The sequence below is a fragment of the Szabonella alba genome, from assembly GCF_016765775.1.
Classification (GTDB): domain Bacteria; phylum Pseudomonadota; class Alphaproteobacteria; order Rhodobacterales; family Rhodobacteraceae; genus Szabonella; species Szabonella alba.
In genome coordinates this window covers 290056-305099 of the sequence record NZ_JAESVN010000003.1, presented here as the reverse complement: position 1 = coordinate 305099, position 15044 = coordinate 290056, and the positions used below count along the sequence as shown (strand labels likewise).

Here is a 15044-nt window from a genome sequence, read left to right as displayed (position 1 = left end):
CGGCAGAATGACCTACCCAAGACTTCGGGGGGAACCTATAGTTCCGGCATAAGCAGGGGGGCGAACCCCCGCATCTGAGGCGGGACAAAAGACAAGGAAGGGGAAACAGCCGATGCGCTGCCCATTTTGTGGAAATATCGACACGCAGGTAAAGGATTCACGGCCTGCCGAGGATCATGTCTCGATCCGACGGCGGCGGTTCTGTCCGGCCTGTGGCGGGCGGTTCACGACCTATGAACGGGTGCAGTTGCGTGATCTGGTGGTCATCAAATCATCCGGCAAGCGGGAGGATTTCGACCGGACCAAGCTGGAACGCTCGATCCGCATCGCGCTGCAGAAGCGACCCATCGACCCTGAACGGGTGGATCAGATGATTTCCGGCATCGTGCGGCGGCTGGAAAGTCTGGGCGAGACGGATATTTCGTCGAAAGTGATCGGCGAGATCGTGATGGAAAGCCTGGCCCGGATAGACACCGTGGCCTATGTGCGCTTTGCCAGCGTTTACAAGAACTTTCAGGCGGCGGATGATTTCGACAAATTCGTTTCCGAACTGCGCCCCGGCCCTGCCGTCGAGGAATGACCGGGGATGAGGCCCATATGGACCACGCGCTGCGGCTTGCGGCGCGGGGTCTGGGGCGCGTCTGGCCCAATCCGGCGGTTGGCTGTGTGATCGTGAAAGACGGCCGCGTGATCGGGCGCGGCTGGACGCAGCCGGGCGGGCGGCCTCATGCCGAACGCCGGGCGCTGGATATGGCGGGCAGCGCCGCGCGTGGCGCTACCGCCTATGTCACGCTGGAACCCTGCGCCCATCACGGCAAGACCCCGCCCTGTGCCGAAGGGCTGATCGCGGCGGGTGTTGTGCGGGTGGTTTCTGCCCTGACCGATCCCGACCCGCGGGTTTCCGGGCGGGGTCATGCGATGCTGCGCGCGGCGGGGATACCCGTGACCGAAGGGCTGCGGGAGGCCGAGGCGCGGCAGTTGAATGCGGGATTTCTGAAACGGATCGGGCAGGGACTGCCCTTTGTCACGCTGAAACTGGCAACCACGCTGGACGGGCGTATCGCGACCGCATCCGGCGAAAGCCGCTGGATCACGGGGCCGCAGGCACGGCGCGCGGTTCATGCGATGCGGCTGTCGCATGATGCGGTGATGGTGGGGTCGGGCACGGCACTGGCCGACGATCCCGATCTGGGGGTGCGCGAACTGGGGGCTGTGGCGCAGCCGGTGCGCGTGCTGTTCGACGGCGCCCTGCGGCATGATCCGCAAAGCCGTCTGGGGCGTCTGGCTGCCGGTGCCCCGGTCTGGGTGCTGCATGGAGAAGGTGCCGCAACGCAGGGCTGGGAGGCAACGGGCGCAAGGTTGTTCGCCCTGCTGCAAAGCGGCGGGCATCCCGATCTGCGTGCCGCGCTGACGGCGCTGGCCGCCGAAGGGATCACCCGGGTGTTCTGTGAGGGCGGCGCGGGCCTGGGTGCTGCGCTGGTCCGGGCCGGGCTGGTGGATGAGTTGGTGCTGTTCAACGCGGGCCGTCTGATCGGGCAGGAGGGGCGCGCGGCGCTGGGGCCGCTGGGGCTGGAGGCGCTGCGCGACGCCCCGCATCTGCGCCTGAAAGAGTTTCGCGCTATCGGCGAAGATATCCTGTCGGTCTGGCGCTTTTCCTGACAGGGGCAGGCTGTTAGTCTGATCCCTGCCGCGCGAGTCCTTCACCCCTGTTCTGTCGCGTAAGGCTGAAACCTGCCGAACAGGGTGAAAGAAGGGGCGCAAATGTCTGAAATCCTGATCAGAAATGCAGATACGATTCTGACCGTTGATGCGGCGGGGACCGAACTTGCCGGGGCCGATCTGCGCATCCGGGACGGGGTGATCGCGGAACTGGGCCACGGGTTGGAAACCGCAGGCCGGGTGATCGAGGCCCGGGGCTGCGTGGTCACGCCGGGGCTGGTGAACACGCATCACCATCTTTACCAGACGCTGACCCGTGCCGTGCCGGGTGGTCAGGACGCGCTGCTGTTTGGCTGGCTGAAGACGCTTTATCCGATCTGGGCGCGGTTCGGCCCTGAGGAAATGTTTGTCTCGGCGCAGGCGGGGCTTGCGGAACTGGCGTTGTCGGGCTGCACGATGACCTCTGATCACCTTTATCTTTATCCCAACGGCGCGCGGCTGGATGACACGATTGCCGCGGCGCAGGAGGTGGGGCTGCGCTTCCATCCCACGCGCGGCGCGATGAGTATCGGGGAAAGCGCGGGGGGGCTGCCGCCCGACGCTCTGGTGGAGCGGGAGGCGGCAATTCTGGAGGATTGCATCCGGGTGGTCGATGCCTTCCACGATCCGCGCCCCGGCGCGATGGTCCGGGTGGGTATTGCGCCCTGTTCGCCCTTTTCGGTCAGTCGTGACCTGATGCGAGAGGCGGCATTGCTGGCCCGCGACAAGGGCGTGATGCTGCATACCCATCTGGCCGAGAATGACGAGGACATCGCCTATAGCCTTGCCAATTTCGGCTGCCGCCCGGGCCAGTATGCCGAGGATCTGGGCTGGACCGGGCCGGATGTCTGGCATGCGCATTGCGTGAAGATCGACGCGCAGGAGATTGATCTGTTTGCCAGATCACAAACCGGGGTGGCGCATTGCCCCTGTTCGAACTGTCGGCTGGGCTCGGGGATTGCGCCGGTGCGGGCGATGCGTGACCGGGGCGTCAAGGTCGGGCTGGGGGTCGATGGCTCGGCCTCGAACGATGCCGGAAACCTTGTGGCCGAGGCGCGGCAGGCGATGCTGTTGCAGCGCGTGGCGCAAGGCGCGGATGCGATGTCGGCGCGTGAGGCGTTGGAAATCGCGACCCGGGGCGGGGCGCAGGTTCTGGGCCGCACCGATTGCGGCAGTCTGGACCTTGGCAAGCGGGCGGATATCGCGGTCTGGGATGTCTCGGGCGTTGAGAGCGCCGGAAGTTGGGACAAGGCGGCGCTGCTGCTGGCCGGTCCGACCCGGGTTCGCGATCTGTTTGTCGAGGGAAAGCAGGTGGTTGCGGGCGGGGTTCTGACCACGGTTGATCTTCCCCTGCTGGTCGAGCGGCAAAACCGGCTGGCGCGCCGGCTGATGGGATAAGGCCCGCGCCGCCCGGCCCTTGCCAATCTGCGTGATCCGTCGCATCAGAGGGGACAGGACCAAGCCGGGAGGCGGATATGAGCCATGATTACGCAGCGCAGCGCGCCGAGACCTTCGAGACCTTCGAGGAGATCGGCAAGATCGAGGATCTGCCAGCCCGGGCCGTGGTGAATTTCCTGTTTCTGGCCGATGATCTGGATGCGCCCTTTGCCAAGGTCGAAAAGGCGCTGAAGGCAGCGGGATTCGAGACAAGGCTGGATGAGGATGGCGAGACGCTGGAGGCCCGGATCGGCCCCATTGCGATTACCGCCACGGCAATCTGGACCGAGGAGGAGCGCGCAACGAAGATCGCGCTGCCCTTCGGGTTTGAGCCCGATGGCTGGGAATTGCTGGAGTGATCCCGCGCGGCCCGACCCGGTTCAGCGCGGGCTGATTTAGGGCCGCCATTCGCTGCCCTTCTATCGGCCCTGCCATTGGCGACGGGGCGGATGTGACGAAACCGACCCCTGATGCGTCTTGCACGTGATTGAAGACCCTTGCGAATCGCGCCACAGAGGACAGGCGTGATCATGGATTCTGGATAAGCCGGATCCATCGCCCCGCCACAGGCCAATGTCCCGATGTTCACACCGCGCAGTCCGCTATACCTGACCCATTCGCCCACGCCGAGGGTCGAGCATTTTGCGCTTCTGTCATCATTGGAGGCGGGCATCCGGGGCGTGTTGCTGTCGGTGATGCCGCTGGTCCTGTATCGCGCCTTTCAGGATGCGGGGCTGGTTTCGGGGATCTATTTCACGGTCGGGATCATCTCCTTGGTCTGCGGGATGATGGTGCCCTGGCTGACGCGGTTCGTGGCGCGGCGCTGGGTTTTCACGCTGGCGGGGCTGCTGTACCTATGCGGCATGGGGCTGGCGTTGACCGGGGTGCCGGAGCTCAAGGCCGTGGCGCTGATGGTCAATGCGGTCGGCACGGTCACCTTTTCGGTCTGCCTCAATGCCTATGTGCTGGATTATATCGGGCGTGCCGAACTGGGCCGCAATGAAAGCATGCGCATGGTCTACAGTGCCGCCAGCTGGATGATCGGGCCGGTGCTGGGGGTCTGGCTGCTGAACTGGTGGGAACCCGCGCCCTTCATCCTTGCCTCCTGTTTTGCCGTGGCGCTGATCGCGGTGTTCTGGAAACTGCGGCTGGGCAATGGCAAGCAGATCGCAAGGGCGAAGGGGCCCGCACCCAACCCGCTGGCCTTTCTGGGGCGGTTTCTGGATCAGCCTAGGCTGATCGCAGGCTGGCTTTTCGCGGTGATCCGGTCCTGCGGCTGGTGGGTCTATGTCGTTTATCTGCCGATCTACGCAATCCAGAACGGGCTGGGGGAAACCATCGGCGGCATTGCGCTCTCACTGTCAAATGCGCTGCTGTTCGCCACCCCCCTGATGCTGCGGCTGGTGCATCGCTTTTCTGTGCGCGCGGCGGTGCGGATGACTTTTGCGTTCTGTGGAGTGCTGTTCGTAGTGGCCTGGATTGCGGCGCCCGTGCCCTGGGCGGTTGTGGCCACGCTGATGCTGGCCTCGATCGGGCTGGTCATGCTGGATGTCTGCGGCAGCCTGCCCTTCCTGATGGCGGTGAAACCCTCGGAACGGACCGAGATGGCGGCTGTCTATTCCAGTTTCCGCGATGTCTCGGGGATTCTGACGCCCGGTGTCGCCTGGCTGGTGCTGCTGGTTTCCCCGGTGGCGGGGGTCTTTGCCGCCTGCGGCCTGGGCATGGGGGTGGCCTTCGCCATCGCCGGGCGGCTGCATCCCAGACTGGGCGCCAGCCGTGCCCCAGCAGACGCGGAAAAGGCGGCGGCCTGAAGAACAAGGGGCTGCGCGGGAACAGGACTGTGCCGCGCAGGTTTCAAATTCTGAATTGAATTCACAGGGGTTAGGATGGTGCTGTGAGAGAGGATTGAACTCTCGACCTCACCCTTACCAAGGGTGTGCTCTACCACTGAGCTACCACAGCATCTTGATGTCGCGAGGGTCCGTCCGGGCCGTTTCGCGTCATGTGGCGGCTGATTAATTGGAAACTCCGGACCATGCAAGGGCAATCTGGACCCTTTTTTGCCGCTGCGCTACAGAGGGGACATGACGCAGGAAGAAAGACCGCCGACAGCGCCCGGAACCAAGGGGCAGGCACCGGGAAAACCCGGTGCGGCCAAGGCTGCCGACACGCGGGAAGGGCGGCTCAGGGCGGCGCTGAAGGCCAATATGGCGCGGCGCAAGGCACAGGCAAGGGCGCGGTCGGGGGACAATGACACCCCCGGCGGGGCCGATCACACAGATAGCACAGAGTAGGGCAGGACGATGGATTCGATAGTGGTGCGGGGCGGCGGGGCGCTTCAGGGTGAGATCCCGATTGCAGGGGCCAAGAATGCCTGTCTGACACTGATGCCCGCGACCTTGCTGACCGAAGAGCCGCTGACGCTGACCAATGCGCCGCGACTGTCGGATATCCGCACGATGACCCAGCTTCTGGGCAGTCTGGGGGCCGAGGTGGCCAGCCTGCAATCGGGGCAGGTGCTGGCCATGTCCAGCCATGACATCCACAATCATACGGCGGATTACGATATCGTCCGCAAGATGCGCGCCTCGATTCTGGTGCTGGGGCCGATGCTGGCGCGGGACGGCCATGCCATCGTTTCCTTGCCCGGCGGTTGCGCCATCGGCGCGCGGCCCGTTGATCTGCATCTGCGCGCGCTGGAGGCGATGGGGGCCGAACTGGACCTGCGCGACGGGTACGTCCATGCCAAGGCCCCCGGCGGGCGGCTGAAAGGCGCGGTTTTCGAATTTCCCATCGTCTCGGTCGGCGCGACCGAAAATGCGCTGCTGGCCGCGACGCTGGCGCGCGGCACGACCGTTCTGAAGAACGCCGCGCGCGAACCCGAGATTGTGGATCTGGCGCAATGCCTGCGCCGGATGGGCGCGCAGATTGAAGGCGAGGGAACATCGACCATCACCATTCAGGGGGTGGACCGTCTGGGCGGGGCGACCCATCCGGTGGTTGCCGACCGGATTGAGCTGGGCACCTATATGCTGGCCCCCGCGATCTGCGGCGGTGAAGTTGAGCTTCTGGGCGGGCGGATCGAGTTGCTGGGCGCTTTCTGCGAAAGGCTGGATGCGGCGGGGATCACGGTTGAGGAGACGGCGCGCGGGCTGAAGGTCGCGCGGCGCAATGGCCGGGTGCGGGCGGTGGATGTGGTGACCGAACCCTTCCCCGGCTTTCCGACCGATCTGCAGGCCCAGATGATGGCGCTGCTTTGCACCGCTGACGGGGTGTCGGTGCTGGAGGAACGGATTTTCGAGAACCGCTTCATGCATGCGCCCGAACTGACCCGCATGGGCGCGCGGATCGAGGTGCATGGTGGCACGGCGACAGTGACCGGGGTGGACCGGCTGCGCGGTGCGCCGGTGATGGCGACCGACCTGCGGGCCTCGGTCAGTCTGATCCTTGCCGGGCTGGCCGCCGAGGGAGAAACCGTGCTGAGCCGCGTCTATCACCTTGATCGCGGCTATGAGCGGGTCGAGGAAAAACTGCGCGCCTGTGGGGCAAAGATCGAACGGATCGCAGCATGACGGACGCCTCCTACGCCGACGGGGCCGAACGCCCGCTTGCCTTTCTGGTGCAGGATGCCGGGGATCTGACCGTGCTGTCGGCCCTGCTGCAGGATGCGGTGCTGACCGTTGCCGATCTGCGCCATATCGCCAGATCTCGGGAATTTGCGCTGCTGGCCAATCGCTTTCGCTGGGAGGACCGGGAGGCCGCCACGCGCGAGGGCCGCGCGTTCGAGCGGGTGCGCACGATGGTCCTGTTCCGCGATGTGATGGCCGTGCGTTCGCAAGGACTGCCCCGGGGGGATGAAGATACGGTTCTGTCCATCCTGTCGCTGGAATTCGAGCCGGGCGAAGACGGCACCGGTGCGGTCATCCTGACACTGGCGGGCGACGGGGCGCTGCGACTGGAGGTCGAAGCGTTGAACGCCACGGCGCGGGATGTGACCCGGCCCTATCGCGCGCCCTCGGGCAAGGCGCCGGATCACGGGGCGTAGCACGGTCGAAGGCTGAGGGGCGCTGCCCCTCGCCGCCGGTGGCGGCTCACCCCGAGGTATTTTTGCCCCAAGGTATTCTTGCAAGGTTAATGGGGCAGGCGCGCGTGGCGCGTCAGATGCGGCCCTTGACCAGTGCATCAATCGCGGCAAGCGAGGTCAGCAGCGCCCCCAGTTCCGACAGCGGCACCATGTTCGGCCCGTCCGAGGGTGCGCGGTCGGGGTCGTCATGGGTTTCGATGAAGACACCCGCAACCCCCACCGCCACGGCAGCGCGCGCCAGCACCGGCACGAATTCCCGCTGCCCGCCAGTCGATCCGCCCTGACCGCCCGGTTGCTGCACCGAATGGGTGGCGTCGAAGATCACCGGGGCGCCGGTTTCGGCCATGATCGGCAGGGCGCGGAAATCGGTGACAAGCGTATTGTAACCAAACGAGACGCCGCGTTCGGTCAGCAGAAGGTTCGGATTGCCCGATCCGGTGATCTTGGCCGCGACATTCTTCATGTCCCAGGGGGCCAGAAACTGCCCTTTCTTGACATTGACCACCCGCCCGGTTTGCGCAGCGGCGATCAGCAGATCGGTCTGGCGGCACAGAAAGGCCGGGATCTGCAGGATATCGCAAACTTCGGCGACGGGCGCGCAATGTGCGGCTTCATGCACATCGGTCAGGACTGCAAAGCCGTGCTTCTCCTTGATCTCGGCAAAGACCTCCATGGCCCGGGCCATGCCGATGCCGCGCGCGCCCGACAGGCTGGTGCGGTTGGCCTTGTCGTATGAGGCCTTGAACACCGCGCGCTGGCCGGTCGCGGCGGTGATCTCGGCAATGGCGGCGGCCATCTCCAGCGCATGATCGCGGCTTTCCATCTGGCAGGGGCCAAGGATGAAGGCCAGCGGCCCGGCATTGTCGAAGGTCACAGTGCCTGCCCGTACCTGTCTTGCCGGTTCCATGGCGATCCTTTCCGATTGGCTTCGGCGCCGGGGATGCAGCACCTCTTTCCTGCCGGTGCCGCAGCGGGGCGGCGTTGTCAATCTTTGCAGTCGGGCGTTTCAAATTGATTTGACGTCGGGGGGGCGCATCGGGTATTAAATGAACATACGTTCAATTCCTGGGAGGGGGTAGCGCGATGTTCACGGAATCCATGCAGTTCGATCTGGGCGAGGATGTTTCGGCCCTGCGCGACATGGTGCATCGCTGGGCGCAGGAACGGGTCCGGCCAATGGCCGCCGAGATTGACCGCAGCAATGAATTTCCCGCCGTGCTCTGGCAGGAAATGGGGGATCTGGGCTTGCTGGGCATCACAGTGCCCGAGGAATATGGCGGCGCGGGCATGTCCTATCTTGCCCATGTCGTGGCGATCGAGGAAATCGCCCGCGCTTCGGCCTCGGTTTCCCTGTCTTACGGTGCGCATTCCAATCTTTGCGTCAACCAGATCAAGCTGAACGGCACCGAAGCGCAGAAACAGCGTTATCTGCCGGGGCTGGTTTCGGGCCGCAATGTCGGCGCGCTGGCGATGTCCGAGGCCGGGGCCGGGTCGGATGTCGTGTCGATGAAGCTGCGCGCGGAACGGCGCAACGGCCATTACCTGCTGAACGGCACGAAATACTGGATCACCAATGGCCCCGATGCCGATACGCTGGTGGTCTATGCCAAGACCGATCCCGGGGCGGGCAGTCGGGGCATCACCGCCTTCATCGTGGAAAAGTCGATGAAGGGATTCTCGACCAGCCCGCATTTCGACAAGCTGGGAATGCGCGGATCGAACACGGCCGAGCTGATTTTCGACGATTGCGAGGTTCCTTTCGAGAATGTTCTGGGTGAGGAAGGGCGCGGCGTCCGCGTGTTGATGTCGGGGCTGGATTACGAACGGGTCGTGCTGTCGGGGATCGGCACGGGTATCATGGCCGCCTGTCTGGATGAGGTGCTGCCCTATCTGCGTGAGCGGCGGCAATTCGGCCAGCGCATCGGGGATTTCCAGCTGATGCAGGGCAAGCTGGCGGATATGTATGTCGCGCTGAATTCGGCCCGGGCCTATGTCTATGAGGTCGCGCGCGCCTGCGACCGGGGCGCGGTCACGCGGGCCGATGCGGCGGGATGTGTGCTTTATGCCAGCGAACAGGCCATGGTGCAGGCGCATCAGGCCGTGCAGGCCATGGGCGGGGCAGGATTCCTGAACGATTCCGCCGTCAGCCGTCTGTTCCGCGATGCCAAGCTGATGGAGATCGGCGCAGGCACGTCTGAAATCCGCCGGATGCTGGTGGGCCGTGAACTGATGGGGCGGGAATGAACCCGCGCCTGCCACCCTGTGATGATCCCCGGTGCCGAAGGACCAAGACATGAAGCTGACGTCGCAGATACTGACCGGATCCGAACCCTTCCGCGCCAATCGCGCCGCGCATCTTGAGGCGCTTGAGGTCGTCGCGGCCGCCGCCGCGCTTGCCGCAGCGGGCGGCGGGGAAAAGGCGCTGGCCCGTCACATCGGACGCGGCAAGATGGCGCCGCGCGACCGGGTGGCGGGGCTGCTGGACGCCGGATCGGCCTTTCTGGAAATCGGGGCCACCGCCGCCCATGGGATGTATGACGGGGCGGCGCCTTCGGCAGGGGTGATCGCCGGGGTGGGGCGCGTTTCGGGGCAGGATTGCATGATCGTTTGCAATGATGCCACGGTGAAGGGCGGCACCTATTACCCGATGACGGTCAAGAAACACCTGCGCGCGCAGGAGATCGCGGCAGAATGCCATCTGCCCTGTCTCTATCTTGTCGACAGCGGCGGCGCAAACCTCCCCAATCAGGATGAGGTGTTCCCTGACCGTGACCATTTCGGGCGTATCTTCTACAATCAGGCCCGCATGTCGGCGGCGGGCATTCCGCAGATCGCCGTTGTGATGGGCTCCTGCACCGCAGGCGGGGCCTATGTGCCCGCCATGTCGGATGTGACGATCATCGTGAAGGATCAGGGCACGATCTTTCTGGCAGGGCCGCCACTGGTCAAGGCTGCCACCGGTGAGGTGGTCAGCGCCGAGGATCTGGGCGGCGGCGATGTGCATACGCGTCTTTCCGGCGTGGCCGATTATCTGGCTGAGGATGACGCCCATGCGCTGGCGCTGGCGCGGCGCGCGGTCGCCAATCTGAACCGGACCCGGCCCGCAAGCGTGCAATGGCAAAGCCCTGAGGATCCCGCCTATGACCCCGAGGAAATCCTGGGTGTCGTTCCCGCCGATCTGCGCAGCCCCTATGACATCCGCGAGGTGATTGCGCGGCTGGTCGATGGCTCGCGCTTTGATGAATTCAAGGCGCGGTTCGGGGAAACGCTGGTCACCGGCTTTGCCCATGTCATGGGCTGCCCGGTGGGGATCATCGCCAATAACGGCGTGCTGTTTTCCGAGGCGGCGGTGAAGGGGGCGCATTTCGTCGAATTGTGCAGCCAGCGCAACATCCCGCTGGTTTTTCTGCAGAACATCACCGGCTTCATGGTGGGACGGAAATATGAGAATGAGGGCATCGCCCGGCATGGCGCGAAACTGGTGACGGCGGTGGCCACGACCAATGTGCCGAAGATCACGATGCTGGTCGGTGGCAGTTTCGGGGCGGGCAATTACGGCATGGCGGGCAGGGCCTATTCGCCGCGCTTTCTGTGGACATGGCCCAACAGCCGGATTTCGGTCATGGGGGGGGCGCAGGCGGCGGGGGTTCTGGCCACGGTGCGGCGTGACGGGATCGAACGGGCAGGCGGTACATGGACCGAGGCCGAGGAGGCCGAATTCAAGCGCCCCACCGTCGAGATGTTCGAACGCCAGTCGCATCCGCTCTACGCCTCGGCGCGGCTTTGGGATGACGGAACCATCGACCCGCGCCGGTCGCGGCAGGTGCTGGCTTTGTCCCTGCGGGCCGCCCTGAATGCCCCGATCGAGCCGACGCGCTTCGGCCTGTTCCGGATGTAGCCCATGCGCATGACCCGGACCTTATCCCGCGCCCCCTTTCACCTGTTTGCAAATATCCTCCGGGGGTGCGGGGGTGGAAAACCCCTGCTTCGCCGCCAGAACGAGGGCTGCCCATGTTCCGCAAGATCCTGATCGCCAATCGCGGCGAAATCGCCTGCCGGGTGATCCGTTCCGCGCAATCCCTGGGCGTGGCCTGCGTCGCCGTCCATTCCGATGCCGATGCGGATGCCTTGCATGTGACGCTGGCCGATGAGGCCATGCCCATCGGCGGCGCGCGTCCGGCAGACAGCTATCTGAAAGGCGATGCGATTATCGCCGCGGCGTTGGCCACGGGGGCCGAGGCGATTCACCCCGGCTATGGCTTTCTGTCTGAAAACCCCGATTTCGTCGAGGCTGTGACGGCAGCGGGGCTGGTTTTCATCGGGCCGCCCGCCGATGCGATCCGGGCCATGGGGCTGAAGGATGCGGCCAAGGATCTCATGGCGCGCGCAGGCGTGCCGGTGGTGCCGGGCTATCAGGGGGCAGAGCAATCCCCCGAACGGCTGGTGCAGGAGGCCGAAACCATCGGCTATCCGGTTCTGATCAAGGCCGTGGCGGGGGGCGGTGGCAAGGGCATGCGCCGTGTCGACCGGGCCGGGGATTTCGCTGCGGCGCTGGCCTCGGCCAAGGGCGAGGCCGCGACCGCCTTTGGCAATGACCGCGTGCTGATCGAGAAATATGTCGAAAAGCCGCGCCATATCGAGGTGCAGGTCTTTGGCGACGGCACGAATGCCGTGCATCTGTTCGAACGCGATTGCAGTCTGCAGCGCCGTCATCAGAAGGTGATCGAGGAGGCCCCGGCCCCCGGCATGACGCCCGAGATGCGCGCGGCCATGGGGGGGGCTGCGGTGCGCGCCGCCGAGGCCATCGGATACAGTGGCGCAGGCACGGTGGAATTCATCGTCGACGCCTCTGACGGGCTGCGCGTTGACCGCTTCTGGTTCATGGAGATGAACACGCGGCTTCAGGTCGAACATCCCGTGACCGAGGCGATCACCGGCATCGACCTTGTCGAATGGCAGCTGCGCGTCGCGGCAGGCGAACCCTTGCCCCTGCGGCAGCAGGATCTGGCGATCCAGGGCCATGCTTTCGAGGCGCGGCTTTATGCCGAGGATGTCCCGGCAGGGTTCCTGCCTGCAACGGGACGGCTGGCGCATCTGGCCTTTCCGGCGGGCGTGCGGGCCGATAGCGGGGTGCGGGCGGGCGATACGATCAGCCCCTGGTATGATCCGATGATCGCCAAGATCATCACCCATGGTGCGACCCGCGCCGTCGCGCTGCGGCAGCTGGAACGCGGGCTTGCGGGCACTGAGGTGGCGGGCACAGTGACCAATCTGGCCTTCCTTCACGCGCTGTCCCGGCATGAAGGCTTTGCTTCGGGCGATGTCGATACCGGGCTGATCGCGCGGGATCTGGACGCCCTGACCGCCACGCCCCCGCGCGACCATCTGACCTGCGCGGCCGAGGTCACGGCGCTGCTGGCCGCCGCCGCTCTGCCCGGCGATGCGCTGGCGGGATTCACGATTTGGCAGCCCATGGGATGGATAGTGAGCCTTGCGGGACCGGAGGGGGAGGTCAGCGGGCGCATCACCCTTGCGGCGCCGAACCGCGCGCAGGTGGAACTGGGCGGGCAGTTGTTCCTTGCCGAACGGGCGGGCCTTGTCACTTACCCGGCAAGCGGCTGGTCGGTCGAGGGCCGTGCGCCGATGAAGGTGGTGACGGATGGCGCGCGGCTGCATGTGCTCCTGCCCGAGGGGCGGCCGGTTCTGGTGCTGGACCGGATCGACCCGCTGGACCGTCAGACGCAGGCCGGGGTGGGGGGGGATGTGACGCTTTCCCCGATGCCCGGATTGGTGAAATCGGTGCTGGTTGCGGCGGGTGACGTTGTGGCTGCGGGCGACCGTCTGGCCGTGCTGGAGGCGATGAAGATGGAACATACGCTGACCGCGGCGCGCGATGGCGTGGTGGCCGAGGTTCTGGTTGCCGTGGGCGCGCAGGTCGAGGCCGGGGCAGCACTGATCCGGCTGGAAGCTCTGTCCGGGGACGGGGAGGGCTAGGCCGTGGAGACCGTCGAAATCTATGAGGTCGGGCCGCGCGACGGGCTGCAGAATGAAAAGCGCCCGATCCCCACGGCGGAAAAGATCGCGCTGATCGACTGCCTGTCTGGCGCGGGGTTCCGGCGGATCGAGGTGGCGAGCTTTGTTTCACCGAAATGGGTGCCGCAGATGGCCGACGGGGCGGCGGTGATGGCGGGCATCCGACGCGCGCCGGGCATTGCCTATGCCGCGCTGACCCCGAACCTGAAAGGGTTCGAGGCGGCGGCGCTGGCCCGGGCCGATGAGGTGGCAATCTTCGCCTCGGCCTCGGAAGGGTTCAGCCGCGCCAATCTGAACGCGACGATTGCCGAAAGCCTGGACCGATTTGCCCCTGTCGCGGCGGCGGCCCTTGCGCATGGGATCGCGCTGCGGGGCTATGTCTCCTGCGTGACCGATTGTCCCTATGACGGGCCGGTGCCGCCGGGATCGGTGGCGCGGGTTGTGGCCGCGCTGCGCGACATGGGCTGTCATGAGGTCAGCCTTGGCGACACCATCGGGCAGGGCCGCCCCGAAACCATCGACGCCATGCTGGCCGCCGTGTTGCAGGAAATGCCACCCGCGCGGCTGGCAGGGCATTACCACGACACCAATGGCCGCGCGCTGGAGAATATCGATGTCTCGCTGGCACGCGGGCTGCGCGTCTTCGATGCGGCGGTCGGCGGGCTGGGGGGCTGCCCCTATGCGCCGGGGGCGGCGGGCAATGTCGCGACCGGCGCTGTGGCGCGGCATCTGGCGGGGCAGGGCTGGCAGACGGGGCTTGATCTGGCAGTGATGGACCCGGCGGAGGCACTGGCGCAGGCGATGCGGCGCGGATCAGCAGAGGGCGGACATGGCTCAGACAATCACGATTGAAACCGATGCGCGCGGGGTCGCGACCCTGACGCTGAACCGGCCCGACAAGCGCAATGCGCTGTCCTCGGATATGATGGATGATCTGACGGCGGCAGCGGCGGATCTGGGGGCCGATCCGGCAGTGCGGGTCGTGGTGCTGACCGGGGCGGGTGATACCTTCTGCGCGGGCGGTGATCTGGACTGGATGCGCGCGCAGGTGGCGGCAGATGATGACACCCGCGCGGCCGAGGCGCACCGGCTGGCCGGGATGCTGCGTGCGCTTAACGAATTGCCCAAACCCCTGATCGGTGCGGTGCAGGGGCAGGCCTTTGGCGGCGGCATCGGCATGATGTCGGTCTGTGATGTGGCCATCGGATCCACGGGCGCGCGGTTCGGGTTGACCGAAACCCGTCTGGGGCTGATCCCGGCCACCATCGGCCCCTATGTCGTTGCCCGCATGGGGCAGGCCATGGCACGGCGGGTTTTCATGTCGGCCCGGCTTTTCGATGCGGAGGAGGCCGTGCAACTGGGCCTGCTGGCGCGCGCGGTGCCAGCGGATGATCTGGCCGCTGCGGTCGAGGCCGAGGTGATCCCCTATCTGTCTTGCGCGCCGGGGGCGGTGGCCGAGGCCAAGGCCCTGATCCGCGATCTGGGCGGGCTGTCGGCCGAGGCTGCAATTGACCATTCGGTATGGGCCCTTGTCGCCCGCTGGCAAGGCGATGAGGCAGCCGAGGGAATCGCGGCCTTCTTTGCAAAACGCAAGCCCGGCTGGGTGCGCTGAGCTTTTCGTGCCGCATTGCAGAAGAATTTTGGTATACCATCGCATACATGCGGCTTTTGCGCGCTTTTGAAGGCTGCTCTGGCATCCGCCTTCGGTTGACCCCGACAGGGGGGCAGAGTAAACGGAGCCAAAGAACAGTCTGCCCGGCAGCGGCAGAGGCAAGCATGTCGCCAGCGATAG

Annotated in this window: 14 protein-coding genes and 1 tRNA gene; 13 read left to right on the top strand and 2 right to left on the bottom strand. The window is 65.8% G+C overall.

Annotation, left to right across the window (positions count from 1 at the left end; genetic code table 11):
* The first annotated feature begins 112 nt into the window (after positions 1–112).
* From nrdR to JL811_RS09090, 5 genes are all read left to right on the top strand, one after another.
* A complete protein-coding gene (gene nrdR / locus JL811_RS09110) occupies positions 113–580 on the top strand; it encodes a transcriptional regulator NrdR (RefSeq protein WP_202688295.1) in 468 nt (155 codons plus the stop codon).
* Positions 577–1659: a bifunctional diaminohydroxyphosphoribosylaminopyrimidine deaminase/5-amino-6-(5-phosphoribosylamino)uracil reductase RibD gene (gene ribD / locus JL811_RS09105; protein WP_202688294.1), complete on the top strand. Its 1083-nt coding sequence runs from the start codon at positions 577–579 to the stop codon at positions 1657–1659. The genes nrdR and ribD overlap by 4 nt, the downstream gene beginning before the upstream one ends.
* A 102-nt stretch (positions 1660–1761) precedes the next feature.
* Positions 1762–3096, top strand: coding sequence for an 8-oxoguanine deaminase (locus JL811_RS09100; RefSeq protein WP_202688292.1), 1335 nt, complete (start codon positions 1762–1764; stop codon positions 3094–3096).
* 77 nt (positions 3097–3173) lie between these two features.
* Positions 3174–3494, top strand: a complete 321-nt coding sequence (locus JL811_RS09095; protein ID WP_202688291.1) for a ribonuclease E inhibitor RraB — start codon at positions 3174–3176, stop codon at positions 3492–3494.
* A 222-nt stretch (positions 3495–3716) separates the two neighbouring features.
* Complete coding sequence (locus JL811_RS09090; protein ID WP_202688289.1) at positions 3717–4946, top strand: MFS transporter; 1230 nt, start codon at positions 3717–3719, stop codon at positions 4944–4946.
* Positions 4947–5022: 76 nt separating this feature from the next.
* Here JL811_RS09090 and JL811_RS09085 read toward each other — a convergent pair.
* Positions 5023–5097: transfer RNA gene (locus tag JL811_RS09085), tRNA-Thr, on the bottom strand.
* A 122-nt stretch (positions 5098–5219) separates the two neighbouring features.
* Here JL811_RS09085 and JL811_RS09080 point away from each other — a divergent pair.
* From JL811_RS09080 to JL811_RS09070, 3 genes are read left to right on the top strand one after another with little or no spacing between them, the layout of a single operon-like run.
* Complete coding sequence (locus tag JL811_RS09080) at positions 5220–5429, top strand: hypothetical protein (protein ID WP_202688287.1); 210 nt, start codon at positions 5220–5222, stop codon at positions 5427–5429.
* 9 nt (positions 5430–5438) lie between these two features.
* A complete protein-coding gene (gene murA / locus JL811_RS09075; RefSeq protein WP_202688285.1) occupies positions 5439–6707 on the top strand; it encodes a UDP-N-acetylglucosamine 1-carboxyvinyltransferase in 1269 nt (422 codons plus the stop codon).
* The gene (locus tag JL811_RS09070; RefSeq protein ID WP_202688283.1) at positions 6704–7180 is read left to right on the top strand and encodes a DUF2948 family protein; all 477 of its coding nucleotides are present in this window, start codon (positions 6704–6706) and stop codon (positions 7178–7180) included. The genes murA and JL811_RS09070 overlap by 4 nt, the downstream gene beginning before the upstream one ends.
* Before the next feature lie 112 nt (positions 7181–7292).
* Here JL811_RS09070 and kdsA read toward each other — a convergent pair whose 3' ends face one another.
* Positions 7293–8126: a 3-deoxy-8-phosphooctulonate synthase gene (kdsA, locus tag JL811_RS09065; protein WP_202688282.1), complete on the bottom strand. Its 834-nt coding sequence runs from the start codon at positions 8124–8126 to the stop codon at positions 7293–7295.
* Positions 8127–8302: 176 nt separating this feature from the next.
* Here kdsA and JL811_RS09060 point away from each other — a divergent pair, with 176 nt between their 5' ends.
* The 5 genes from JL811_RS09060 (at position 8303) to JL811_RS09040 (ending at position 14864) form a co-directional block, all read left to right on the top strand.
* Complete coding sequence (locus tag JL811_RS09060) at positions 8303–9463, top strand: isovaleryl-CoA dehydrogenase (RefSeq protein WP_202688280.1); 1161 nt, start codon at positions 8303–8305, stop codon at positions 9461–9463.
* 49 nt (positions 9464–9512) lie between these two features.
* Positions 9513–11117, top strand: a complete 1605-nt coding sequence (locus tag JL811_RS09055; RefSeq protein WP_202688278.1) for a carboxyl transferase domain-containing protein — start codon at positions 9513–9515, stop codon at positions 11115–11117.
* Between the two features lie 113 nt (positions 11118–11230).
* A complete protein-coding gene (locus JL811_RS09050; protein ID WP_202688277.1) occupies positions 11231–13213 on the top strand; it encodes an ATP-binding protein in 1983 nt (660 codons plus the stop codon).
* Positions 13214–13216: 3 nt separating this feature from the next.
* On the top strand, positions 13217–14104 hold the full coding sequence (locus tag JL811_RS09045; protein WP_202688276.1) for a hydroxymethylglutaryl-CoA lyase: 888 nt from the start codon (positions 13217–13219) through the stop codon (positions 14102–14104).
* Complete coding sequence (locus JL811_RS09040; RefSeq protein WP_202688275.1) at positions 14082–14864, top strand: crotonase/enoyl-CoA hydratase family protein; 783 nt, start codon at positions 14082–14084, stop codon at positions 14862–14864. The genes JL811_RS09045 and JL811_RS09040 overlap by 23 nt, the downstream gene beginning before the upstream one ends.
* The last annotated feature ends 180 nt before the right edge of the window (positions 14865–15044 follow it).